The organism is Streptomyces sp. NPDC049541 (genome assembly GCF_044465725.1).
Classification (GTDB): domain Bacteria; phylum Actinomycetota; class Actinomycetes; order Streptomycetales; family Streptomycetaceae; genus Streptomyces.
On sequence record NZ_JBITLY010000024.1, the window covers coordinates 1 to 23,496 of the forward strand.

The window sequence follows — 23,496 nt, forward strand, 5'->3', positions numbered from 1 at the left end:
AAACGCCCGGTTACATTCCGAACCCGGAAGCTAAGCCTTACAGCGCCGATGGTACTGCAGGGGGGACCCTGTGGGAGAGTAGGACGCCGCCGAACAATTATTGAGAAAACCCCCGCACCATTCGGTGCGGGGGTTTTCTGCGTTTCAGGGCCTACGTCTCGGGCCCTTCAAGGAGGGTCCTTCTTTCAAAGACGCCCCGCCGCCTTCAGCGCCAGATACGCATCCGCCAGTGCCGGCGCCAGTTCTTCCGGCGTCTCGTCGACGACTGTGACTCCGTGACGACGGAGCTGCTCCGCCGTGCGGTGGCGTTCACCCTGGGCCTGGGCAGCGGCTGCGGCCTCGTAGACGGACTCCGTGTTTCCACGGGCGTTCGCCATACGGGCGATGTATGGATCCGCTACTGATGCCATCAGAACTGTGTGGCGCTGGGTGAGTTGGGACAGCACGGGAAGCAGGCCTTCCTCGACGGGTGCCGTATCCAGGCTTGTGAGCAGCACGATGAGTGAGCGGCGGGGGGCCGTGCGGAGTGCGGCCGCTGTCAGGCCTCGGGCATCCAGTTCGACCAGTTCGGGTTCGAGCGTGGCCATCGCGTTGACCAGGGACGGGAGGACGTCGCGTGCTGTGCGGCCCTGGACGAGGGCGCGCACCCGGCGGTCGTAGGCGAGAAGGTCCACCCGATCGCCGGCGCGTGAAGCGAGTGCTGCCAGGAGCAGGGCCGCGTCCATAGAGGCGTCGAGGCGTGGGGCATCGCCCACGCGGCCTGCTGAGGTGCGGCCGGTGTCCAGGACGATCAGGATGTGACGGTCTCGTTCGGGACGCCACGTGCGCACGGCCACCGCGGACTGGCGTGCCGTGGCGCGCCAGTCGATGGAGCGGGTGTCGTCGCCTGGTACGTACTCGCGCAGGCTGTCGAATTCTGTGCCTTCGCCGCGGGTGAGCACGCTGGTGCGGCCGTCGAGCTCGCGGAGCCGGGCGAGTTTTGAGGGCAGGTGCTTGCGGCTGGTGAAGGGCGGCAGGACGCGTACCGTCCAGGGAACCTGGTGGCTGCCTTGGCGTGAGAACAGGCCGAGGGGGCCGTAGGAGCGGATCGTCACGCGGTCCGCTTGACGGTCGCCGCGGCGACTGGGGCGCAGACGGGTGGTGGCGCGGCGGCGTTCGCCTGCAGGCACGGTCAGGCGGTGGCGCGAGGCCGCGATTTCAGTGCCGGACTGCCAGCTGCTGGGGGGCCAGGCGTCACGCAGGCGGGCACGGAGGAGACGACCCGATGGGTTGGTGACGGTGAGGGTCACTTCGGCGGCCTCGCCCAGACGGACGGACGTGTCGCCGGAGCGGGTCAGGCCGAGGCGCCGTACCGGCGCTGCGAGGGCGAAGTCGCAGGCGCACGCCAAAGCCAGGGGGCCGTTCACGGCGAGGATGCCCGTCCAGCCGGGGTCCCAGATACCGACGGGGAGGGAGCCGAGGGCCGCGAGAAGCGCGGCGCGTCCGGTGAGTGGCATCAGCGGGGGACCGGGACGTGGGCGAGGATCGCGTTGATGACGGAGTCGGCCGTGACGCCTTCCATCTCCGCCTCGGGGCGGAGTTGCACGCGATGTCGGAGAGTGGGGAGGGCCAGGGCTTTGACGTCGTCGGGGATGACGTAGTCACGGCCCGTGAGCCATGCCCATGCGCGCGAGGTGGAAAGGAGGGCCGTGGCGCCGCGTGGGGAGACGCCCAGGGTGAGGGACGGCGACTCGCGGGTGGCCCGGCAGATGTCCACCACGTAGGCGGTGATTTCCGGAGAGATGGTCGTCTTGGCGACCGCGGCGCGGGCGGCCTCCAGGTCGGCCCCGCCGGCCACGGGGCGTACGCCGGCGGCGTGCAGGTCGCGCGGATTGAAGCCCTCGGCGTGTCGGGTGAGGACGTCGATCTCGTCCTGGCGGGAGGGGAGAGGGACCGTCAGTTTGAGCAGGAAACGGTCCAGTTGGGCTTCGGGGAGCGGGTACGTGCCCTCGTACTCGACGGGGTTCTGGGTAGCGGCGACCAGGAAGGGGTCGGGGAGCGGGCGCGGGGTGCCGTCGACCGTGACCTGGCGTTCCTCCATGGCTTCCAGGAGGGACGACTGGGTTTTCGGGGGCGTGCGGTTGATCTCGTCGGCCAGCAGGAGGTTGGTGAAGACCGGACCGGGCTGGAACGAGAACTCGGCGGAGCGAGTGTCGTAGACCAGGGAGCCCGTCACGTCGCTCGGCATCAGGTCGGGGGTGAACTGCACGCGCTTGGTGTCGAGTTCGAGTGCGGAGGCGAGGGCGCGTACGAGCAACGTTTTGGCGACTCCAGGGACTCCTTCCAGTAGTACATGCCCGCGGCAGAGGAGGGCGACGACAAGACCGGTCACGGCAGGGTCCTGGCCGACCACGGCTTTGGCGATCTCGGCGCGCAGGGCTTCCAGGGAGGCTCGGGCTTCGCCCGGGTCTCCGGTGTGCCCGGCGTTGTCAGTGGTCGGGTCCATCATGGACGGCGTACCTCTCTTTCGAGGGCGTCGAGTTGGTCGGCGAGGGCGATGAGGGCCGCGTCGTCGCCTGGCGGCGGGCCGAAGAGGAGGGGTTGCAGGGCCTGGCCGTCGCCGTGGAGGTGGGCGGACAGGGCCGGGAGCAGGGCCTCGGGCGAGTGCGCCTGGGTGACGGGGACGCCGACGAGGGGGGCGAGGCGGGTGCGGGTGGTGGAGCGAAGAGCGGCGGCCGCGCGGTCGCGGGCGTTTGCCTTGCGGTAGAGGAGGGCGCGGCCTTCGACGGTTTCGGAGGCGCGGATCGCCACGGGGAGTTTTTCGGGCACGAGGGGGCCCAGTCGGCGTGCCCGCCAGAAGGCGGCGAGGGCTGCCGCGACGAAGAGTTGCAGCGTGCCCCAGCGCCAGCCGGAGGGGAGCAGGTCGAAGAAGCCTTTTTCGTCGCCTGCGTCGGCGGCGGAGTTGTCGGAAAGCGAGGGGAGGTACCAGACCAGATGGGGGCGCGAGCCGAGGAGTTGGAGGGCGAGCGAGGCGTTGCCCTCCTTGTCGAGGCGGTCGTTGAAGAGGATGTCGGGCGCACCGAGGACGACGGTGTCACCGTTTCCGGAGGCCTCCGGGACGCGCAGCAGGGTGGCCAGGCGCTCGCTGCGGTAGCACTCGTCGGCGCCGAGGCGTGTGGTCGTGTAGCGGATGCCGCCCGTGTCCGCGGTGCCCGCGCGGCGGGCGGCAGGCAGTCGGCAGTCGGGTGGCAGCGTCGAGTCGAGGCTGGTCGCGGGGTCCGCGGTGACGCCGGGGGCAAGCTTCTCGACCGACGAGCCGCCTGGGGCGATGAGGACGGTGCGGCCACCGGAGTGCGCGATCGCGGTGTGCAGCCCGGTCTGTTGACGGTGTGTCAACAGGTCGGGGACGGCGACCAGGAGGGTTGTGTCCGGAGCGGCTGCTGCGCGCGCCCCGTCCAGAGTGGTGACCACGCGTGTGGACACACCGCGGTCGGCGAGCAGTTCGGCGAGGGCGCGGCTGCCGTGGGGGTCGACGGAGCGTGGGTCGAGTTCGCCGTGCCGGGTGTCGGAGCGGATCACTGCGATCACGACGGCAGCCGCCAGGAGGAGCACCACGGCGAGTGCGATGCCGCGTGCGCGGGTCCATACCTGGCGGGCGGTGGGCGAGGCCGAGGTGGACGGGAGCATGACCTCGGTCGTCATCCGGCGGCTCCCCGGCGGGTGCTGTGGGCTGTGCTGCGGCTGCTGCTCGCGAGCTGGGGCTTGGTGCGTTCGAGGTCGCGGTCGAGTTCGGCCATGCGGTGGTACGACTGCTCGCTCGCCCTTCGGCCGCCGTATGTCACGTCGTCGAAGTCCCGGGCCGCGGCGTGCAGCCGGTCTCGGTGGTCGGGCAGTGCGCGGCCTGCTTCGGCGGCTGCCTCGTCCGCGGTGCGGCCGGGGCGGATGTCCAGGAGCGCGCGTTCCTCGAGGGAGCGGACGATGCCGCGCATACGTTCCTGGACCGCTTGGTTCCAGTGGCCCTGGGCGGCGTGCGCCTCGGCGGCCGCGCGGTGTTCGGCGGCGCTGCGGGGGCGATCGTCGAACAGGGCGGCGGACGAGGCGGGTTCACGCCGTGGTGTGCCCAGCCGCCACCACAGCGCGCCCAGCAGTGCGAGGACGGCCACGATGACGACGACCAGGCCGAGTGTGCCTCCGGGGGTCGAGGCCGCCGCCGAGCCGAACAGCTTGTCGACCCAGTCCCAGAAGGCGTTCAGGGCGCGCTGGAACAGGCTGGGGTCGTTCTCGTGGTACATGCGCTTCGACAGTTCGCGGCGGGCTGCCTCGCGTGCGGGATCCCGAGGGATCGTCACCGGCGGCTCGTCGCCGGAGTGCACCGACGACAGGACAGATGTGTTGCCGGCGCGCAGCAGCGTACGTACGGCCGATTCCGCGGCGCGTGGCAGGACCGTCGGCACCGCTGTGAGAACTCCCCCCGTCATGCTCACCGCATCAGCCCCCCGAGCCGGCGTCGGCCCCGTAGCCCTGGACGCCGGCGGCGCGGGCCAATTCGAGATCCAGCGCTTCGCGGCGGATGCGCTGGTCGATGTAGAGGAGCACGGTGACGCCGGCGTTGATCGGGAAAGTGATCATGGAGCCGATCACCGAGCCGATCCCGCTGATGATGAGGAAGGTCCAGCCGAGGTTGTTGCCCTCACCGTTGAGGAAGCCGACGACGCCTTCGCCGCCGAGCGCTGCGGCGAGGAAAGTGAAGGGGACGACGACGATCGCCGAGATGATGTTCGCGATGATTCCGGCGAGCAACTGGATGCCGAGGACACGCCACCACGAGCCGCGGACCAGCTTCGCGGATCGGCTCATCGACTTCACGACGCCCTGCTTCTCCAGCATCAGTGCGGGCGAGGCCAGGGAGAAGCGGATCATCAGCCACAGGGCGACGACGCCGGCGGCGAGGCCGCCGAGGACAGCGAGGGCGACACCCCCGTCGGCGTTCCCGAAGACCGCCACGAGGATGCCGGGCAGCGCACCCACGAAGACGATGGTGACGGCGATGAGAGGCAGCAGCAGGATCAGGCCGAACAGCTTCACGACCTGAGGGCGGGCATCGCGCCAGGCCTCGCCCGTGGTCACGGGGCGGCCGAGGACCGCGCGGCTGGTGACGGTGGTGAGCAGGGCGGTCGCGGCGACTGTGGCGATCAGAGAGATCAGGAACACCGCGCCGGAGCTGAGCATGACCTCGCCCATGGCGCGGGCCAGTTCGCTCGCGGTGGCGCTCGGGTCGTCGAGGGCCGCGGTGCTGGTGTCGTTGAGTACCAGGCCCTGGAGCAGGATGACGAGGACCTCGGTGACCACCGCAACGGTCAGGGAGATGCCCAGCACTGTGCGCCAGTAGGTGCGCATGGTGGAGACGGCGCCGTCGAGGATCTCGCCCACGCCGAGCGGGCGGAGCGGGATGACGCCGGGCTTGGCGGCGGGCGGGGGTCCGCCCCAGCCGCCGCCCCATGCGGGGTATCCAGGAGTGCCGTGGGCCTGGAAGCCGCCGGGAGCGTGGCCTCCGGGGCCGGGGGGAGGCTGTGTGCCCCAGCCGGGGCCGGGCGGTGGGGGTGGCGGAGCAGGCCGGCCGGAGCCTGCCGGATCGGCGGGCGCGGACCACTGGCCGGGTGGCGGCTGCTGCTTGGACCACTGCGGGCCGGAGCCCTGCGGGTCAGGGGTGTCCTGCGGGGCGGAACCGGGCTGGTCCGCGGGCTTCGCGGGGCCGGGGCGGTCGGTGGGCCCGGCAGGGCCGGACGTGCCGGGCTCCTGCCCGTCGGACGGGGCAGATCCGGGCGAGGCCCAGCCCGGAGTGTCTTTCATCGTCGCTCCTTCACGGTGCCCGTCCGCGGTCGCGGCGGCAGGTTGGCAGCCATCGTGCCATGGGGTGGTCGCCGAGGTACCGGCCGCGGTATGGGCTGCACACCTTCAATTGTCCGCGGGATACGGGGCAGACTGATCGCATGGCTGATCAGTACGTGCAATCCGGCGAAGACAGCAGTCCGACCGAGATACCGGCGATCCGCTGGGAGGAGCCACCAGAAGGGCCCGTACTGGTACTTCTCGACCAGACGAGATTGCCGGCCGAGGAAGTCGAGCGGGTTTGCACGGACGCGCCCGCGCTGGTGGAGGCGATCCGTTCGCTGGCTGTGCGCGGGGCGCCGCTGCTCGGCATCGCCGGAGCGTACGGTGTCGCGCTCGCCGCCGCGCGCGGCTTCGACGTGGACGAGTCCGCAAACGCGCTGGCGGGTGCCCGGCCCACTGCGGTGAACCTTGCTGTCGGTGTGCGCAGGGCTCAGACCGCCTACCGGACCGAGTTCGCCACGAGTGGTGATGCCGGGCAGGCCGCGGCGGCAGCGCTTGCCGCGGCCCGTCGGCTGCACAAGGAGGACGCCGAGGCCAGTGCCCGTATGGCCGAGTGCGGGCTGGCACTGCTGGACGAGCTGCTGCCCGGTGGCGGGCACCGGATCCTCACCCACTGCAACACCGGTTCGCTGGTGTCGGGCGGGGAGGGGACCGCCTTCGCGGTGGCGCTCGCGGCGCACCGCGCGAAGAGGTTGCGGCGGCTGTGGGTGGACGAGACGCGTCCGTTGCTGCAAGGCGCTCGTCTGACCGCTTATGAGGCGGCCCGCAGCGGCATGGCGTACACCTTGCTCACGGACAATGCGGCGGGCTCGCTCTTCGCGGCCGGTGAGGTGGACGCGGTGCTGATCGGGGCGGACCGCATCGCGGCCGACGGTTCGGTGGCGAACAAGGTCGGGAGCTATCCGCTCGCGGTGCTCGCGCGGTACCACCATGTGCCGTTCATCGTGGTGGCACCGCTGACGACGGTGGATCCGGACACCCCCGACGGGGCCTCCATCGAGGTCGAGCAGCGCCCCGGCCATGAGGTGACCGAGCTCACCGCACCTCAGGTGCCGGTGGCAGGAGCGGAAGCGGGAGGCGGGGTTCCGGTGGCGCCCCTGGGGACCCAGGCCTACAACCCGGCGTTCGATGTGACGCCGCCCGAGCTGGTGACCGCGATCGTCACGGAAGAGGGTGCCGTCTCGCCGGTGACAGCTGAGGCCCTTGCGGAGCTCTGTGCCAGGTCCCGCGAGGCGACGATCAACTGAGGGGCGAGCTCGTTCGTGGCGGTGTCGAAGCAGTGCGGCCAGGAGGCACTGGGCCGACCGTATGGTCAGCCTGCGCATACCCTGGGTAGCTGACATCCGTGTCTGAGATCGACGTCGCGGGACAGGGGCAGACAGTGACGGCCGGGTACGACTATCGTCACGGGCCAGTGACGCTGCTCACCTGCACCTTCGCCACCGTTATGAGAATGGGATGATGTCGTTTATGAAGGGACGAGTCCTTGTCGTCGACGACGACACGGCACTGGCCGAGATGCTCGGCATCGTGCTGCGTGGTGAAGGTTTTGAGCCGTCTTTCGTAGCCGACGGCGACAAGGCGCTGGCCGCATTCCGGGAGAGCAAACCCGACCTGGTGCTGCTCGACCTGATGCTGCCCGGGCGGGACGGCATCGAGGTGTGCCGCCTGATCAGGGCGGAGTCGGGCGTGCCGATCGTGATGCTCACGGCCAAGAGCGACACCGTCGACGTGGTGGTCGGGCTGGAGTCGGGTGCCGACGACTACATCGTGAAGCCGTTCAAGCCGAAGGAACTGGTCGCCCGGATCCGGGCGCGGCTGCGGAGGTCGGAGGAGCCGGCGCCCGAGCAGTTGGCCATAGGTGACCTCGTCATCGACGTGGCCGGTCACTCGGTGAAGCGGGACGGGCAGTCGATCGCGTTGACGCCGCTGGAGTTCGATCTGCTGGTGGCGCTGGCACGCAAGCCGTGGCAGGTGTTCACGCGTGAGGTGCTGCTCGAGCAGGTGTGGGGATACCGGCACGCTGCGGACACCCGGCTTGTGAATGTTCACGTGCAGCGGCTGCGCTCCAAGGTCGAGAAGGACCCGGAGCGGCCGGAGATCGTGGTGACCGTCAGGGGCGTCGGTTACAAGGCAGGGCCCAGCTGACATGTCCGGTGACAGTGCCGCTTCGGCGCCGGGGCCGGACAGGGCCAGCGCGGGGCGGCCTGTCGGCCGGAGGACGACAGGATCGCGCTGGGGCCGGCTGCTGGAGGGCGGTCTGCTGCAGGGCGGAGTCCAGGGCAGCCCGGTGCTCCGCTTGTTCATGCGCTGGGTCCGCCGGCCGTTGCTGCCCGTCATGCGGCTGTGGCGGCGGAACATCCAGCTCAAGGTCGTCGTCACCACGCTGCTGATGTCCTTGGGCGTGGTGCTGCTGCTCGGATTCGTCGTCATCGGGCAGGTGCGCAACGGGCTGCTGGACGCCAAGGTGAAGGCGTCGCAGAGCCAGGCCACCGGTGGGTTCGCGGTGGCCAAGCAGAAGGCCGACGAGGCAGCTGTCGGGACCAGCGACGACGGCACGGCCGCGGACCAGCGGCAGTCGCAGAACCTCACCTCGTGGATGAGCGACCTCGTGGAGTCCCTGTCCAGTGGTGGCCAAGGCGCCTTCGACGTGGTGACGCTGCCCGCGGGCGACGACAACAGCGGCGGCGGGCGCGGGCCCCGTGCCTCGGGGTTCGTCGATCCGACGGCCAGCGTGCCCGAGGACCTGCGTGCGCGGATCAACGGCGACACGGCGGCCGCCCAGAGTTACACCCGCATTCTGTACAGCAACAACAAGGAGTCGCAGCCGGCGCTCGTCATCGGCAAGCAGGTCAACGACCCCAACGGCGAGCCGTACCAGCTCTACTACCTCTTCCCGCTCACCCAGGAGGAGAAGTCACTGAGCCTGGTCAAGGGCACGCTGGCGACCGCGGGACTCTTCGTCGTCGTACTGCTCGGGGCCATCGCCTGGCTGGTGGTACGGCAGGTGGTCACACCCGTGCGCATGGCTGCCGGGATCGCCGAACGGCTGTCCGCCGGGCGGCTGCAGGAACGTATGAAGGTCACCGGCGAGGACGACATCGCCCGCCTCGGCGAGGCCTTCAACAAGATGGCACAGAACCTGCAGTTGAAGATCCAGCAGCTGGAGGACCTGTCGCGGATGCAGCGGCGGTTCGTGTCGGACGTGTCGCACGAACTGCGGACACCGCTGACGACCGTACGGATGGCGGCGGACGTCATCCACGAGGCGCGCGAGGACTTCGATCCGGTGACCGCGCGGTCGGCGGAGCTGCTTGCCGACCAGCTGGACCGGTTCGAGTCGCTGCTCGCCGATCTGCTGGAGATCAGCCGGTTCGACGCGGGCGCGGCGGCGCTGGAGGCGGAGCCGATAGACCTCAGGGAGGTCGTACGGCGCGTCGTCAGCGGGGCCGAGCCGCTTGCCGAGCGCAAGGGCACCCACATACGTGTGCTGGGCGACCAGCAGCCCGTCGTCGCCGAGGCGGACGCGCGGCGCGTGGAGCGGGTGCTGCGCAACCTCGTCGTCAACGCCGTGGAGCACGGCGAGGGCAAGGACGTCCTCGTCAAGCTCGCCTCGGCCGGAGGAGCGGTCGCCGTCGCGGTGCGCGACTACGGCGTCGGACTCAAGCCCGGTGAGGCCACGCGGGTGTTCAGCCGCTTCTGGCGGGCCGACCCGGCACGCGCGCGTACGACCGGTGGTACGGGCCTTGGGCTGTCCATCGCCCTGGAGGACGCGCGGCTGCACGGCGGCTGGCTGCAGGCCTGGGGGGAACCCGGCGGCGGCTCGCAGTTCCGGCTGACGCTGCCGCGGACGGCGGACGAGCCGCTGCGGGGCTCGCCGATCCCCCTGGAGCCCAAGGACTCGCGGCGCAACCGAGGACTCAACGACGCCGGGCTGCCGCGCGGCGACAAAGCCGCCACCGTGCCCGCGCAGCCGGTCGCGGACCAGATACCGCCCATGGCGCCCAGACTGGGCGGTGCGGCCGCCACAGCCGACCCGACGGCACTGCCCGGGAACGGCGCGCGCGTGGTGCCCCGTCCGGCTTCCGGAGCCAGACGACAGAACGGGACGGTCGGCGAGGACGGGACCGAGACCTCGAACCGTCCGGACACCGGGCCGGAGGAGTCGAAGAAGCAAGGGGAGGCATTCCGTGGGCGCTGAGCGCAAGGGGGGCGCAGGGCGCAGACCGATGCGCGCGGCGACGTACGCAGCCTGTGGTGCCGTGCTGCTGGCGGGATGCGCCTCGATGCCCGACAGCGGCGACCTGAGCGGTGTCGACTCCACACCGCGGCAGGACACCCAGGTGCGGGTCTTCGCCATGCCGCCCCAGGAGGACGCCCAGCCCTCGGACATCGTCTCCGGTTTCCTCGAGGCGCTGACCAGCGACGATCCCAACTATTCGACGGCGCGGCAATACCTGACCAAGACGGCGTCGCAGACGTGGAAACCGGGGCAGTCCAGCACGGTCCTCGCCAACGGGCCCGGCATCGACCCCAACCGTCTGGGCAGCCGGGAGGGTGCCGACGACCTCTCGTTCACCCTGACCGGCACGCGGGTCGCGAATGTGGACGAGCAGCAGGCGTACTCGCCCGCCGACGGGCCCTATGACGCGCCGGTGCATCTCACGCGCGACAAGAAGACCAAGCAGTGGCGCATCGACAGGCTGCCGCAGGGCGTCGTCATGGGGAAGTCGGACTTCCAGCGCAACTACATGTCCGTCAACAAGTACTACTTCGCCTCGAACGCCGCGGCCGGGAGCACGACGCAGCCGGCGGCCGTCGCCGATCCCGTGTATGTGCGCCGACGCGTCGACCCCATGACGCAGATGATCCGCTCGCTGCTCAACGGGCCCACGAACTGGCTCGATCGCGTGGTGCGGACGAGTTTTCCGAGGGGTACGGCGCTGAAGGCCGGCGTCACCGCGCTGACGCCCGACGACCAGAACACGCTGACCGTGCCGCTGAACGAGAAAGCCCGTCGGGTCGGCCAGGGCCAGTGCAAGGAGATGGCCGCCCAGCTCCTGTTCACCGTGCAGAACCTCACCCCCGCGGTGGACCAGGTCGACCTGCAGTCCGGCAACGCGCGGCTGTGCTCGCTCCGTGAGGCCGACGCCGCCACCGCGCGCGGCTCGGTGCAGCAGCCCGGCTACCTGTATTTCATCGACAGCAAGAACCGGCTCGTACGGATGGGAACCGGCAACAACCCCAGCCCCAAGGCCGAACCGGTGGCCGGGGCGCTCGGCGAGGGCGACAAGGAGCTGCGCTCGGTCGCCGTTTCGCACGATGAAAGCAAAGCGGCCGCCGTTTCCGGCGACGGCAAGGAGTTGTTCGTCGCGTCGCTGATGTCCGGCGATTCACTCGGCACCCCCGTACTGACCAGCCACGCCAAGTCGGATCAGGACCGGCTGACGGCACCCAGCTGGGATGTCCACGGCGACCTCTGGGTGGCCGACCGCGACCCCGGCAATCCCCGGTTGCTCCTGCTGGAACAGGGCAGGGGCGAACCGCTCGTGGTGAAGATTCCGGAGCTGGACGGCCGTATCAGGGATGTCCGGGTGGCCGCCGACGGAGTGCGCATAGCGCTCGTGGTGGCGAAGGGCAGCACGAAGTCCCTGCTCATCGGGCGGATCGAGCGGCGGCAGGAAGCCGCGGAGGGCCGGCCCACCGTCTCGGTGCTCGGACTGCACTCAGCGACACCGGATTTTGAGGACGTCACGGCCATGTCGTGGGCCGGGGACAGCCGGCTCGTGGTGGTCGGGCGTGAACAGGGCGGACTGCAGACCATGCGGTACGCGCAGGTCGACGGGTCCACACCCGAGGGACCGGCACCCGCGGCCCTGTCCGGGATCAAGGAGATCACCGCGGCCGGGTCCGACCGGCTGCCGTTGGTGGCCGGCTCGGAGGACGGGATCGTACGACTGCCGTCCGGCGGCCAGTGGCAGAAGGTCACGGACGGGGTGGCGCCGGTCTATCCGGGGTGACGCTGTCGGGCGGGGGAGCCGGTGGATTGCCCTGGGGAGTGGCGTCGAAGGGGCGGTGTGCACCGGGGACGACTTGTCCACAGGGAGTTGTCCACAGGGCTGGCCGGGGAGCTCGGGCGTTGGCAGAGTGGTGGGCATGCGGGGGTGGTGGCAGGACCTCACCGACCTGGTGCTGCCGGCCGAGTGCGGAGGCTGCGGGAGGCCTCGCACGGTGCTCTGCCCTGAGTGCCGTGCCGTCCTGAGCGGGACCGCACCGAGCCGGGTGCGACCGGTGCCGGAGCCGCCCGGGCTGCCCGTGGTGCACGCGGCCGCCCGGTACGCCGACGAGGTGCGGGCCACGCTGCTGGCCCACAAGGAACGGGGCGCGCTGGCCCTCGCGGCACCGCTCGGCACGGCACTGGCAGGTGCCGTGCAGGCGGCGCTCAGGGAGGCGGCCGGCCCTACGGCTGCGGGCGGTGGAGCGCCCGTGCTGCTGGTTCCCGTTCCGTCCGCGCGTGCGGCGGTGCGGGCGCGCGGCCACGACCCGGCACGGCGAATCGCGCTCGCGGCGGCGGGCGAGCTGCGGCGGACCGGGACCGTGGCCCGAGTCCTTGCCGTGCTGCGGCAGCGGCGCTCCGTGGCCGATCAGTCGGGGCTCAACTCCCAACAACGGCTGGACAATCTCTCGGGCGCCCTGGCGGTGGCTCCCGGCGCAGACCGGCTGCTGCGCGGCGGTTCGGTCGTGCTCGTCGACGACCTGATGACCACCGGCGCATCCCTGGCCGAAGCGGCGCGTGCCGTGCGGGCGGCGACGGAGCCGGAAGAAAGGGCGGGCGCCTGCGGGAGCAGAGAGCAACAGGCGGCCCCGCAACGGCAGTTCCCGGGGCTGGTTTCGTACGGCGAAGCAACTGGGGCCGTGTACACGGCGGCCGTTCGGGAAGGCACAGGAGAACAGATCGCCGGCTCGGCGGTCGGGTCGCCCGGTCGTATGCACTCAGTGCCAGGAATGGCGGGTGCGGGCGGCGCAGGTGACGTCATCTGCGCAGCCGTGGTCGCGGCGCCTCCAGATTCTTTCGAAATAAACCGGAACTGACTGCCAACTTGCATCGTTGCAGGTAATGAGAGGGTCAATTCACCTGAACGGAGGTACGCCGCGGTAGAGGGTGACGACATCCGTCCGGGCGAGATATGTTCGGTTGTGAGAGAAAGGCGCAGGCCATCGCTCTCGTACCCGAATGCCGTGCTGCGGGTTTTTCACAATCACCCGTCGCGGTGGAGTGGAGATCTTGTCCGCGGGGGAGGAGGTGGAAGTCACCGAGTCCGTAGGTTCCGGAGCTCGCCGGAACCTGGTGCAAAAGGGAGATGCTCCGCCAGTGGAGCGGAGTGATCCGGGAACGGAGTTCTGCGTGGACATCGTCGTCAAGGGCCGCAAGACCGAGGTGCCCGAGCGGTTCCGCAAGCACGTGGCCGAGAAGCTGAAGCTGGAGAAGATCCAGAAGCTCGACGGCAAGGTGATCAGCCTCGACGTCGAGGTGTCCAAGGAGCCCAACCCCCGACAGGCCGACCGTTGTGACCGAGTGGAGATCACGCTCCGCTCCCGGGGTCCGGTGATCCGGGCGGAGGCAGCGGCCAGCGACCCCTACGCGGCGCTGGACCTGGCAGCGGAGAAGCTGGATGCCCGGCTGCGCAAGCAGCACGACAAGCGGTTCTCTCGCCGCGGCGCGCGCAGGATCTCGGCCGCCGAGGTCCCCGACCACGTTCCGGGCGCGGCGACGCTCAACGGGAACGGCCACCCCGTCCACGAGGAAGACCAGGACGGAGTGCCCACCAAGAAGATCGGCTCACTGGAGGTCAAGGGCGAAGGCCCCCTCATCGTCCGCGAGAAGACCCACGTCGCCTCCCCCATGACCCTCGACCAGGCCCTCTACGAGATGGAACTGGTCGGACACGACTTCTACCTGTTCGTCGACTCCGAGACGAAGGAACCCAGTGTCGTCTACCGGCGGCACGCCTACGACTACGGCGTCATCCACCTCAGCACCGACCCGATGGTCGCCCAGGCGCAGTCTCCCGCGCCCGGCGGCCCCCTGGGTGGCTGACCCGCGCGGCTGATGGCTGAGCCGGTGCCCCTGGAGCGCCCGTGCGCCCCCAGGGGCATCGGTGTGCGACCCCTTCACGAGCAGCTATGTCACCGCGTTGTCGCCCAGGCATGGAATCATGGCGGCAATGGCCCAACCGGTGGGTCGTTGCCTTGGGTTGGCGATGGCACAGCACCACAGGCCACAGCCTTCAGGGGGAGGAACGATGGCGGACAGCTTCGGACCGATGCATGACGAGGATGCCGACGGCGGCGTCGTCGGCATGGGCCCGGAGGCGGGCTCTGCGCGCAAGGAGCCGATCAGAGTCCTTGTCGTGGACGACCACGCCCTCTTCCGCCGGGGCCTGGAGATCGTGCTCGCGGCCGAGGAGGACATCCAGGTCGTCGGGGAGGCCGGGGACGGTGCGGAGGCCGTCGACAAGGCGGCCGACCTGCTCCCGGACATCGTCCTGATGGACGTCCGGATGCCGAAGCGGGGCGGGATCGAGGCCTGCACCTCCATCAAGGAGGTCGCCCCCAGCGCCAAGATCATCATGCTGACGATCAGCGACGAGGAAGCCGACCTCTACGACGCGATCAAGGCGGGCGCGACCGGTTATCTCCTCAAGGAGATCTCCACGGACGAGGTGGCCACCGCCATCCGCGCGGTGGCCGACGGGCAGTCCCAGATCAGCCCCTCCATGGCGTCGAAGCTGCTCACCGAGTTCAAGTCGATGATCCAGCGGACCGACGAGCGCCGGCTGGTGCCCGCACCGCGGCTGACGGACCGCGAGCTGGAGGTCCTCAAGCTCGTCGCCACCGGGATGAACAACCGGGACATCGCCAAGGAGCTGTTCATCTCCGAGAACACCGTGAAGAACCACGTCCGCAACATCCTGGAGAAGCTGCAGCTGCACTCCAGGATGGAGGCGGTGGTGTACGCGATGCGGGAGAAGATCCTCGAGATCCGCTGACGGGCCGGTGGGCCACCGGTCAGCGCAATGCCGTGGCGAGTGCCCGGGTCACCTCCCTGGTGAGCGGCTCGTGCAGCTCCGGGGCGTCCACGCGCTCCACGCGTACGCTGCTGCAGTTCACCCAACTGGCCGCCTCGACCAGCGCCTCCGCCACGGCCGGGACCACCTTGGGACCGTCCAGGGTGACCTGCTTGGCGACCAGCGTGGCGCCGTCCCGGGCCGGGTCCACCCGGCCGACGAGGCGGCCGCCGGCGAGCACCGGCATCGCGAAGTAGCCGTACACGCGCTTCGGCTTCGGCACATAGGCCTCCAGCCGGTGGGTGAAGCCGAAGATCCGCTCCGTGCGCGCCCTCTCCCAGATCAGGGAGTCGAAGGGGGAAAGGAGTGTGGTGCGGTGGCGGCCGCGCGGGGGCGTGTCCAGGGCGGCCGGGTCGGCCCAGGCGGGTTTGGACCAGCCCTCGACCGTGACCGGGACCAGGCCCGAGTCGGCGATCACCGCGTCGACCTGCTCGCCCTTGAGGCGGTGGTAGTCGGCGATGTCCGCGCGCGTGCCGACGCCCAGCGACTGGCCCGCCAGGCGGACCAGACGGCGCAGGCACTCCGTGTCATCCAGCTCGTCGTGCAGCAGCGAATCCGGGATGGCGCGCTCGGCGAGGTCGTACACGCGCTTCCAGCCGCGGCGCTCCACGCACACCACCTCCCCGTACATCAGCGCACGCTCCACGGCGACCTTGGCACCGGACCAGTCCCACCACTCACTGGTGCGCTTCGCCCCGCCCAACTCCGTCGCCGTGAGGGGGCCTTCGGCGCGGAGCTGCTTGATGACCTGGTCGTAGGTGCCGTCCGGGAGCTCGTGGTTCCAATGCGGGCGGCTTCGGTAGGCGCGGCGGCGGAAGGCGAAGTGGGGCCACTCCTCGACGGGGAGGATGCACGCGGCGTGCGACCAGTACTCGAAGGCGTGCGGGGCGGCGGACGGCGCCTTCCAGTACGCGTCCTCCACCGTTGCGCGGCCCACCGCGCCGAGGCGGGCGTACGCGATGAGCTCGTGGGAACGCGCCAGCACCGAGATCGTGTCCAGCTGGACCGCGCCGAGATGGCGCAGGACACCTCGGACGCCGGCTCTGCGGTCGGGTGCGCCGAGCAGGCCTTGGGCGCGGAGGACGATGCGGCGGGCTTCGTCTGCCGAGAGATCGGTGGAGGGGCGTGGGGACGTCATGGTCGGCACGATAGACGGCGGCACTGACAACGCGGGATGACCTGCGAATTCGTCACTGGACGCCCGGTGTTGAGGCGGGGGCGGGGAGATACGGCGCCGTCGAGGCCAGCCCCAGGTCCGAGGGCAGCAGGGCACCCACCCAGGAGTCCCGGCGCACGCCCCGGTGGATGATCGCGGAGCGCAGGACGCCCTCGATGACGAAGCCGGCGCGCTCCGCCACCGCGCGGGAGGCGTTGTTGCCGACTTCCGCACGCCATTCCACCCGGTCCACCGACAGTTGGGTGAAGGCCCAGCGGGAGACCTCGACGACGGCCTCGGTGACATAGCCGTTGCCGCGGTGCTCCTTCGTGCCCCAGAAGCCGATCTCGGCCATGCTCAGGGAATGCATGGTGAGGCTGAGCATGCCCACGAGTTCCTCCCCTTCGGGGAGGAACAGAGCGAAGGTGAGTATGGAACCGTTCGCCCACCCCTTGGGCGCGAGTTCCTCGGTGAAAGTCCGCGCGTGCTCGGCGAGGTAGGGCGAGGGAATCGTCGTCCAGCGCTGGATGTCGGGATCCTGGGCCGCGGCGTACACCGCGTCGGTGTCCTCGGGGCCGACCGTGCGCAGGAGCAGCCGGGAGGTCATGAGCGTGACGGGTTCCATCGGCTGATTCTCCTCGCAGGCGCGACACGGACGCCATCCTTTTGCGGTGCGTGAGCGCGTGATCACAATTCGCGCAATTCGTGGGCGTCATGCGGCACCATCCGCAGGGCCCGTCCGTTGTCCCCTTTGAAGAAGATTTGAAGCGGTGCCCGAACCCTTCGGCGGTCGTAGGACCGGCAGGCCTCCCGGCTTGGTGGGGTCCTCGCATACGATGGCCGTTGCTCAGCAAGTCAAATGGAAACCGACCGTCCCAGGCCCGACCGGCAAGGAGACCAACCCCCGTGTCCGTCCTCTCGAAGATCATGCGTGCAGGCGAAGGCAAAATCCTGCGCAAGCTGCACCGCATCGCGGACCAGGTCAACTCCATCGAAGAGGATTTCGTCGACCTCTCCGACGCCGAGCTGCGGGCCCTGACCGATGAGTACAAGCAGCGGTACGCCGACGGCGAGAGCCTGGACGACCTGCTCCCCGAAGCGTTCGCCACCGTGCGCGAGGCCGCCAAGCGCGTCCTCGGGCAGCGTCACTACGACGTGCAGATGATGGGTGGCGCGGCGCTCCACCTCGGCTATGTCGCCGAGATGAAGACCGGTGAGGGCAAGACCCTGGTGGGCACGCTGCCGGCGTATCTGAACGCCCTGTCCGGGGACGGCGTCCACCTGATCACGGTCAACGACTACCTGGCCGAGCGCGACTCCGAGATGATGGGCCGCGTCCACAAGTTCCTGGGCCTGAGCGTCGGCTGCATCCTCGCCAACATGACGCCGGCCGAGCGCCGCCAGCAGTACGAGTGCGACATCACCTACGGCACGAACAACGAGTTCGGCTTCGACTACCTCCGTGACAACATGGCGTGGTCGAAGGACGAACTGGTGCAGCGCGGCCACAACTTCGCCATCGTCGACGAGGTCGACTCCATCCTGGTCGACGAGGCCCGTACACCGCTGATCATCTCCGGGCCGGCCGACCAGGCCACCAAGTGGTACGGCGACTTCGCCAAGCTGGTCACGCGCCTGAAGAGGGGCGAGGCGGGCAACCCGCTCAAGGGCATCGAGGAGACCGGCGACTACGACGTCGACGAGAAGAAGCGCACGGTCGCCATCCACGAGTCCGGCGTCAGCAAGGTCGAGGACTGGCTGGGCATCGACAACCTCTACGAGTCGGTGAACACGCCTCTGGTGGGCTACCTGAACAACGCCATCAAGGCCAAGGAGCTCTTCAAGAAGGACAAGGACTACGTCGTCATCGACGGCGAGGTCATGATCGTCGACGAGCACACCGGCCGTATCCTCGCCGGCCGCCGCTACAACGAGGGCATGCACCAGGCGATCGAGGCGAAGGAAGGGGTGGACATCAAGGACGAGAACCAGACGCTCGCCACGATCACCCTGCAGAACTTCTTCCGCCTCTACAAGAAGCTCTCCGGCATGACCGGTACGGCGATGACCGAGGCGGCCGAGTTCCACCAGATCTACAAGCTCGGCGTCGTCCCGATCCCCACCAACAAGCCGATGATCCGCAAGGACCAGTCGGACCTGATCTACCGCACCGAGGTGGCCAAGTTCGAGGCGGTCGTCGACGACATCGCCGAGAAGCACGAGAAGGGCCAGCCGATCCTCGTCGGTACGACGTCGGTCGAGAAGTCCGAATACCTCTCGCAGCAGCTCTCCAAGCGCGGCATCCAGCACGAGGTGCTGAACGCGAAGCAGCACGACCGTGAGGCGACGATCGTCGCCCAGGCCGGCCGCAAGGGCGCGGTGACCGTCGCCACCAACATGGCCGGCCGTGGTACGGACATCAAGCTGGGTGGCAACCCCGACGACCTTGCCGAGGCGGAGCTGCGCCAGCGCGGGCTTGACCCCGAGGAGCACATCGAGGAGTGGGCGCACTACCTGCCCGAGGCCCTGGAGCGTGCCGAGAAGGCCGTGAAGGCGGAGTTCGAAGAGGTCAAGGAACTCGGCGGGCTCTACGTCCTGGGCACCGAGCGACACGAGTCGCGGCGTATCGACAACCAGCTGCGTGGTCGCTCCGGCCGTCAGGGCGACCCGGGCGAGTCCCGCTTCTACCTCTCGCTCGGCGACGACCTGATGCGGCTCTTCAAGGCCCAGATGGTCGAGCGCGTGATGTCGATGGCGAACGTCCCGGACGACGTACCCATCGAGAACAAGATGGTCACGCGCGCGATCGCGTCCGCGCAGTCGCAGGTCGAGCAGCAGAACTTCGAGACCCGTAAGAACGTCCTGAAGTACGACGAGGTCCTCAACCGCCAGCGTGAGGTCATCTACGGCGAGCGGCGCCGCGTCCTGGAGGGCGAGGATCTGCAGGAGCAGATCGGCCACTTCATGGACGACACGATCGACGCGTACATCGCCGCGGAGACCGCCGAGGGCTTCGCGGAGGACTGGGACCTCGACCGGCTGTGGGGTGCCTTCAAGCAGCTCTACCCGGTGAAGGTGACCGTCGAGGAGCTGGAGGAGGCGGCCGGTGACCGGGCCGGTCTGACCGCCGAGTTCATCTCCGAGTCCATCAAGGACGACATCCACCAGCAGTACGAGGCACGCGAGGCGCAGCTCGGCTCCGAGATCATGCGTGAGCTGGAGCGCCGGGTCGTGCTGTCGGTCCTGGACCGCAAGTGGCGCGAGCACCTCTACGAGATGGACTACCTCCAGGAGGGCATCGGCCTGCGCGCGATGGCGCAGAAGGACCCGCTGGTCGAGTACCAGCGCGAGGGCTTCGACATGTTCACCGCCATGATGGAGGGCATCAAGGAGGAGTCCGTCGGCTACCTGTTCAACCTGGAGGTCCAGGTCGAGCAGCAGGTCGAGGAGGTCCCGGTCGAGGACGCCGCGCCGGTCGACATGGAGAAGCAGGACGTGGTGCCGGCGCAGTCGGGCGGCCGCCCGGAGATCCGCGCCAAGGGACTGGACGCCCCGCAGCGCCGGAACCTGCACTTCTCCGCGCCGACCGTGGACGGCGAGGGCGGCACCATCGAGGGCGACTTCATGGGCGACGACGAGCCGGTGCGCTCGGAGGCCGACGGTCTCACGCGCGCGGAGCGGCGCAAGCAGTCCCGGAGCGGGCGTCGCCGCAAGAAGTGAGCGGCGCGTCGTAGCGGCTTGAAGGGGCCGGGTCACCTCGGGGTGGCCCGGCCCCTTCGCGTACCGCGGTGCGGGCTGGGTGGAGGCCTAGTCGTCGCCGGTGGGGCGCGGTGGGCGGGGGCCGCCGAGTTCCACCGCCGTGCAGCGCCAGCGCAGGTCCTGGCCCCGTTCCAGGCGGAAGGCCATGGCCCGCAGCTGGTCACCGGCGCCGATGCGGGCGAAGGCCTCTACGGCGCCGGGACGGGCTTCGTAGTAGCCGATGTCGCGGACGACGGGGCGTGTGCCGCGGGTGCGCAGGGGGCCGCGTTCGGCGAGCCAGGCCAGTTCGTCGTAGGCCCGGCCCGCGGTGTGCCGCAGCATCGAGTGCACGGGCCGCTGACCGCTCAGCACGGCGAGGAGGAGGTCGGCGAAGACGTCGGTGGGGCGGGGCTGGGGGATCGGCCGGGTGTGTCCGGTGGGGCAGGCGGTTTCTTCCGGTGCGGGAGCCGTGCTGGACGGCGCAAGGGTGGTGCGGGCTGCGGGGGCGGTATGTGCGTGCCTCGTGGTGGTGTCCTTGGGCGGCGTGGCCGTGCCCGGTGGGCGCCCCGGACCCGTGAGGGCGCCGGTCGTGTTCCTGGCCGTGGCGGCAGGGGCTGTCGGCGGGCGGTTGTCGGCGGGCCTTGTGCTCGGCGAGAGGGCTTCGGTCCGGGAGCCCGGTGGGCGGCCGCCGCCCGGGGCGGTGCGGGTCGGGGTTCCGCCCGGGGTGCGGGGCGGGGCGCCGCCGGGGCGGCGGGAGTCGCGACGGCCGGGTGGGCGGGCGCCTGGCTGGTGCTGTGCCCTGGTCATGATCTTGTGCATGTGTGTCCCCGTTCGGCGAGACGGGTCGATACCCGTCGGTAACTTGGTGTCGGGGATCTTGTACGGGGCCACGGGTGACCGCAGCAAGCACACGGGGAGCCGGGCCGCAGGGGTCGGAATCTTCACCTATCAGGGTGATGGAGGGGGTGTGGAACCGTGTGATCACGGGGATGCGCCGGGTGAATTCAGGGGCCTGAAGTGGACGCCTCCGGGCTTGCGGGCAGGGACTCGAAAGGGGACTCCCGCACGTATCCTGAAGGCCCTTCACAAGGCGCGTGAGCGCGCCCAGCCACCGACCACGAAAGCGGCCAGCCATGCGCGTCTACGTCCCCCTGACCCTCTCCGGTCTCGCCGAGGCGTACAAGACGGGAGAGCTGGGGGCAGGGCCGCTCGTGGCGTACGCCGTCACGCCCGCCCTGCGCGAGTGGTACCTCTCCGACGACATCGAGGAACTGGAGTACGCGGCCCTCAACCGCGCCGCGCTGGCCTCGCTCCGGCTGCTGGCCGCGGACCCCGGGGCGGCACGGCGCCGGGTCGTGGTCGCCGTCGACGTGCCCGACGGTGCCGCGTCCGCCGACCCGGACCGGGGCCTCGACCCGGCCGCGCTCGGCGAGGTGCGGGTGGCCGGGGCCGTGGCGCTGGCGAAGGCCGCCGCCGTGCACGTCGACCTCGACGACGCGGAGGAGGACGTGGCCGCCGCGGCCGAGGCGCTCGAAGCGGCGGACCGCGGGGATGACGACGCCCAGTTCGTGGTGGACGGCGCCGAGGACCACGAACTGCTGTGGTACGCGACGCAGGAGATCCCCCACCTGGTCGGGCTGGGGGACTGAGCCCACCGTCTCTTGATTGTCAGTGGCGGCGGGTACGTTTTTGGCATGGGGAAGCAGACAGGGGCGCACATTGTCTGGGACTGGAACGGGACGCTGTTCCACGACAATGACGCGATCATCGGGGCGACGAACGCGGCCTTCGCCGAGCTCGGCCTCGAGCCGATCACGCTGGAGCGGTACCGGGCGCTGTACTGCGTGCCGGTGCCCAAGTTCTACGAGCGGCTCATGGGCCGGCTGCCGACGGACGCCGAATGGGAGGTCATGGACGAGACCTTCCACCGGTACTACGCCGAGCACCGGATCGGCTGCGGGCTGACCGAGGGGGCGGCGGAGCTGCTCGCGAAGTGGCGGTCGGCGGGACGCAGCCAGTCGATCCTGAGCATGTACACGCATGACGAACTCGTCCCGTTGGTGCGGGGGTTCGGGATAGAGGCGCACTTCATACGCGTCGACGGGCGGACCGGGCCCTCGGGGGGCAGCAAGGCGGAGCACATGGTGCGGCACCTTGGCTCACTGGTCGGTGTGGACCCGGCTCGCACGGTGGTGATCGGGGATGCCGCCGATGACGCGGTGGCCGCGCGGTATGTGGGGGCGCGGGCGGTGCTGTACACCGGGGGGTCGCATGGGCGGGCGAGTCTTGAGGTGGTGGGGGTGCCGGTGGTGGACACCCTGGGGGAGGCGGTTGCTGAGGCGGAGCGGTTGGCTGCGTAGGAGGGGGCTGCGGGGCGGGGCTGGTTTCGTGGCGCCCGGCGCTGGGGCTCGGCCGGGGGGGGCGCTTGCCCGCGCGTGCGGGGTGCCGCCTGCGCCCACCCGTGCCGCCCCAGCGGCACGACTGCCCGCAGGCGGGACGGCACGGCATGGTGGGGCACTGCTGCCCGCAGGCGGCCAATGGTCAGGTCACCGGGGCCTTTGCCCTTAGCACCGTCAGGAACTCCCGCATCCACGCCGAGTGGTCCGGCCATGCACGGGACGAGACCAGGGTGCCGTCGACCACGGCCTCGGTGTCCTGGAAGATGGCGCCGGCGGCCTGCATGTCGGGTTCCAGGGCGGGGTACGCCGTGACGCGGCGGCCGCGCAGGCCGTCGACCGCCGCGGTGAGCAGGGGGCCGTGGCAGATCTGGGCGACCGGTTTGTCCGCGTCGAAGAAGGACTTGAGGATCTTGCGGAGTTCGGGGTCGTTGCGGAGGTACTCGGGGGCGCGGCCGCCCGGGATGACGAGGGCGGCGTACTGGCCGGGGTCTACCTCGGCGAAGGCGAGATCGGCGGGCCAGGTGTAGCCGGGCTTCTCGGTGTAGGTGTCGAAGCCGGGTTCGAAGTCGTGGACGACGAACTGGAGCTTCTTGCGGGCGGGGGCCGCGATATGGACGTCGTAGCCCTCCTCGCGGAGGCGCTGGTAGGGGTACAGGACCTCGAGTGACTCTGCTGCGTCGCCGGTGACGATGAGGATTTTCGCGGTCATGTCGGGCGGCTCCCCTCGGGCGGGTGTGCGCTGTCATGGGCAACGTGCCCCCTGGGGGGTGGCCTTGCCAAGGGGGCCGGTCGTATTCGAGCAAGGGGGGATCAGATGAGGGCTTCGTTTCGTCGGCCCGCACGACAGTGGGGCCTTTGCCGCTGTGCAGAGTGTCAAAGTTCCACCCCCGGTTTTGTACACATACGGCTCATGACGGGCCCCCCGTACTGAGCGATAGCCTTATGGCGTGATCAGCGCGATAGCTCGCGGGGGCACCGTTGCCCCTGCCCTGCGCCCGGCGAGCACGGACCACCTCCGTGACCGGGCGGCGGTCGCTGGTCTTCGCGGGCAGGAGGGGGCCCAAAGGGCTCCCGGGATGCCATTCGCCCCCTGGACGCGGCCGCTGCGGAGAGCAGCGTCACACCTTCGGGGCGGCTCAAATATGGCTCATATCTTCCCGCTCATCTCACCTTGCGGCATAGCGTCGGAGCAGACCGGAGAACC

At 70.1% G+C, this 23,496-nt stretch carries 19 protein-coding genes and 1 rRNA gene; 11 read left to right on the forward strand and 9 right to left on the reverse strand.

What is annotated here, in order from left to right:
• Window positions 1–95, forward strand: a 5S ribosomal RNA gene (gene rrf, locus ACIBW9_RS42225); the annotation flags it as partial.
• Between the two features lie 90 nt (window positions 96–185).
• Here rrf and ACIBW9_RS42230 read toward each other — a convergent pair.
• From ACIBW9_RS42230 to ACIBW9_RS42250, 5 genes are read right to left on the reverse strand one after another with little or no spacing between them, the layout of a single operon-like run.
• On the reverse strand, window positions 186–1,496 hold the full coding sequence (locus ACIBW9_RS42230; protein WP_398964105.1) for a DUF58 domain-containing protein: 1,311 nt from the start codon (window positions 1,494–1,496) through the stop codon (window positions 186–188).
• A complete protein-coding gene (locus ACIBW9_RS42235; protein WP_398964108.1) occupies window positions 1,496–2,485 on the reverse strand; it encodes an AAA family ATPase in 990 nt (329 codons plus the stop codon). Before ACIBW9_RS42235 ends, ACIBW9_RS42230 begins: the two co-directional genes overlap by 1 nt.
• Window positions 2,485–3,681, reverse strand: a complete 1,197-nt coding sequence (locus ACIBW9_RS42240; protein ID WP_398964110.1) for a DUF4350 domain-containing protein — start codon at window positions 3,679–3,681, stop codon at window positions 2,485–2,487. Before ACIBW9_RS42240 ends, ACIBW9_RS42235 begins: the two co-directional genes overlap by 1 nt.
• Complete coding sequence (locus tag ACIBW9_RS42245; protein WP_398964113.1) at window positions 3,678–4,463, reverse strand: DUF4129 domain-containing protein; 786 nt, start codon at window positions 4,461–4,463, stop codon at window positions 3,678–3,680. Before ACIBW9_RS42245 ends, ACIBW9_RS42240 begins: the two co-directional genes overlap by 4 nt.
• Window positions 4,464–4,467: 4 nt before the next feature.
• Entirely contained in the window at window positions 4,468–5,829 is a 1,362-nt protein-coding gene (locus ACIBW9_RS42250; RefSeq protein ID WP_398964115.1) for a glycerophosphoryl diester phosphodiesterase membrane domain-containing protein, read from the reverse strand.
• Window positions 5,830–5,969: 140 nt separating this feature from the next.
• Here ACIBW9_RS42250 and mtnA point away from each other — a divergent pair, with 140 nt between their 5' ends.
• The 7 genes from mtnA (at window position 5,970) to ACIBW9_RS42285 (ending at window position 14,921) form a co-directional block, all read left to right on the forward strand.
• The gene (mtnA, locus tag ACIBW9_RS42255; protein ID WP_398964119.1) at window positions 5,970–7,118 is read left to right on the forward strand and encodes an S-methyl-5-thioribose-1-phosphate isomerase; all 1,149 of its coding nucleotides are present in this window, start codon (window positions 5,970–5,972) and stop codon (window positions 7,116–7,118) included.
• 211 nt (window positions 7,119–7,329) lie between these two features.
• Entirely contained in the window at window positions 7,330–8,019 is a 690-nt protein-coding gene (gene mtrA / locus ACIBW9_RS42260) for a two-component system response regulator MtrA (protein WP_187284748.1), read from the forward strand.
• A 1-nt stretch (window position 8,020) separates the two neighbouring features.
• Complete coding sequence (gene mtrB / locus ACIBW9_RS42265) at window positions 8,021–10,072, forward strand: MtrAB system histidine kinase MtrB (RefSeq protein WP_398964122.1); 2,052 nt, start codon at window positions 8,021–8,023, stop codon at window positions 10,070–10,072.
• On the forward strand, window positions 10,062–11,891 hold the full coding sequence (locus ACIBW9_RS42270; protein ID WP_398964125.1) for an LpqB family beta-propeller domain-containing protein: 1,830 nt from the start codon (window positions 10,062–10,064) through the stop codon (window positions 11,889–11,891). Before mtrB ends, ACIBW9_RS42270 begins: the two co-directional genes overlap by 11 nt.
• Window positions 11,892–12,027: 136 nt before the next feature.
• Window positions 12,028–12,963, forward strand: coding sequence for a ComF family protein (locus ACIBW9_RS42275; RefSeq protein WP_398964128.1), 936 nt, complete (start codon window positions 12,028–12,030; stop codon window positions 12,961–12,963).
• Window positions 12,964–13,276: 313 nt separating this feature from the next.
• Window positions 13,277–13,969: a ribosome hibernation-promoting factor, HPF/YfiA family gene (hpf, locus tag ACIBW9_RS42280; RefSeq protein WP_398964132.1), complete on the forward strand. Its 693-nt coding sequence runs from the start codon at window positions 13,277–13,279 to the stop codon at window positions 13,967–13,969.
• Between the two features lie 205 nt (window positions 13,970–14,174).
• A complete protein-coding gene (locus ACIBW9_RS42285) occupies window positions 14,175–14,921 on the forward strand; it encodes a response regulator (protein WP_398964135.1) in 747 nt (248 codons plus the stop codon).
• A gap of 19 nt (window positions 14,922–14,940) precedes the next feature.
• On the opposite strand, the gene ACIBW9_RS42290 is transcribed toward ACIBW9_RS42285, so the two are convergent.
• On the reverse strand, window positions 14,941–16,137 hold the full coding sequence (locus tag ACIBW9_RS42290) for a winged helix-turn-helix domain-containing protein (protein WP_398964138.1): 1,197 nt from the start codon (window positions 16,135–16,137) through the stop codon (window positions 14,941–14,943).
• A 52-nt stretch (window positions 16,138–16,189) separates the two neighbouring features.
• Window positions 16,190–16,780 carry a GNAT family N-acetyltransferase gene (locus tag ACIBW9_RS42295; RefSeq protein ID WP_398964140.1) on the reverse strand — a complete coding sequence of 197 codons (591 nt, stop codon included), beginning with the start codon at window positions 16,778–16,780 and terminating at the stop codon, window positions 16,190–16,192.
• 281 nt (window positions 16,781–17,061) lie between these two features.
• Here ACIBW9_RS42295 and secA point away from each other — a divergent pair, with 281 nt between their 5' ends.
• Window positions 17,062–19,875: a preprotein translocase subunit SecA gene (gene secA / locus ACIBW9_RS42300; RefSeq protein ID WP_398964143.1), complete on the forward strand. Its 2,814-nt coding sequence runs from the start codon at window positions 17,062–17,064 to the stop codon at window positions 19,873–19,875.
• 87 nt (window positions 19,876–19,962) lie between these two features.
• Here the strand turns inward: secA and ACIBW9_RS42305 are convergent, their stop codons facing one another.
• The gene (locus ACIBW9_RS42305; protein WP_398964146.1) at window positions 19,963–20,712 is read right to left on the reverse strand and encodes an Rv3235 family protein; all 750 of its coding nucleotides are present in this window, start codon (window positions 20,710–20,712) and stop codon (window positions 19,963–19,965) included.
• 314 nt (window positions 20,713–21,026) lie between these two features.
• On the opposite strand from ACIBW9_RS42305, the gene ACIBW9_RS42310 reads away from it, so the two are divergent.
• Both ACIBW9_RS42310 and ACIBW9_RS42315 read left to right on the forward strand, forming a co-directional pair.
• Window positions 21,027–21,542, forward strand: a complete 516-nt coding sequence (locus ACIBW9_RS42310) for a DUF6912 family protein (RefSeq protein WP_398964148.1) — start codon at window positions 21,027–21,029, stop codon at window positions 21,540–21,542.
• Window positions 21,543–21,587: 45 nt separating this feature from the next.
• Entirely contained in the window at window positions 21,588–22,253 is a 666-nt protein-coding gene (locus ACIBW9_RS42315; RefSeq protein ID WP_398964151.1) for an HAD family hydrolase, read from the forward strand.
• 181 nt (window positions 22,254–22,434) lie between these two features.
• Here the strand turns inward: ACIBW9_RS42315 and ACIBW9_RS42320 are convergent, their stop codons facing one another.
• Window positions 22,435–23,001 carry a DJ-1/PfpI family protein gene (locus ACIBW9_RS42320; protein WP_398964154.1) on the reverse strand — a complete coding sequence of 189 codons (567 nt, stop codon included), beginning with the start codon at window positions 22,999–23,001 and terminating at the stop codon, window positions 22,435–22,437.
• Between the last annotated feature and the right edge of the window lie 495 nt (window positions 23,002–23,496).

Excerpts from the sequence above, each read along its gene's own strand:
- ACIBW9_RS42230 (WP_398964105.1), bottom strand. The coding sequence starts at position 1,496 with ATGCCACTCACCGGACGCGCCGCGCTTCTCGCGGCCCTCGGCTCCCTC.
- ACIBW9_RS42235 (WP_398964108.1), bottom strand. The coding sequence starts at position 2,485 with ATGGACCCGACCACTGACAACGCCGGGCACACCGGAGACCCGGGCGAA.
- ACIBW9_RS42240 (WP_398964110.1), bottom strand. The coding sequence starts at position 3,681 with ATGACGACCGAGGTCATGCTCCCGTCCACCTCGGCCTCGCCCACCGCC.
- ACIBW9_RS42250 (WP_398964115.1), bottom strand. The coding sequence starts at position 5,829 with ATGAAAGACACTCCGGGCTGGGCCTCGCCCGGATCTGCCCCGTCCGAC.
- mtnA (WP_398964119.1), top strand. The coding sequence starts at position 5,970 with ATGGCTGATCAGTACGTGCAATCCGGCGAAGACAGCAGTCCGACCGAG.
- mtrA (WP_187284748.1), top strand. The coding sequence starts at position 7,330 with ATGATGTCGTTTATGAAGGGACGAGTCCTTGTCGTCGACGACGACACG.
- mtrB (WP_398964122.1), top strand. The coding sequence starts at position 8,021 with ATGTCCGGTGACAGTGCCGCTTCGGCGCCGGGGCCGGACAGGGCCAGC.
- ACIBW9_RS42275 (WP_398964128.1), top strand. The coding sequence starts at position 12,028 with ATGCGGGGGTGGTGGCAGGACCTCACCGACCTGGTGCTGCCGGCCGAG.
- ACIBW9_RS42285 (WP_398964135.1), top strand. The coding sequence starts at position 14,175 with ATGGCGGACAGCTTCGGACCGATGCATGACGAGGATGCCGACGGCGGC.
- ACIBW9_RS42290 (WP_398964138.1), bottom strand. The coding sequence starts at position 16,137 with ATGACGTCCCCACGCCCCTCCACCGATCTCTCGGCAGACGAAGCCCGC.
- ACIBW9_RS42295 (WP_398964140.1), bottom strand. The coding sequence starts at position 16,780 with ATGGAACCCGTCACGCTCATGACCTCCCGGCTGCTCCTGCGCACGGTC.
- ACIBW9_RS42305 (WP_398964146.1), bottom strand. The coding sequence starts at position 20,712 with ATGCACAAGATCATGACCAGGGCACAGCACCAGCCAGGCGCCCGCCCA.
- ACIBW9_RS42310 (WP_398964148.1), top strand. The coding sequence starts at position 21,027 with ATGCGCGTCTACGTCCCCCTGACCCTCTCCGGTCTCGCCGAGGCGTAC.
- ACIBW9_RS42315 (WP_398964151.1), top strand. The coding sequence starts at position 21,588 with ATGGGGAAGCAGACAGGGGCGCACATTGTCTGGGACTGGAACGGGACG.
- ACIBW9_RS42320 (WP_398964154.1), bottom strand. The coding sequence starts at position 23,001 with ATGACCGCGAAAATCCTCATCGTCACCGGCGACGCAGCAGAGTCACTC.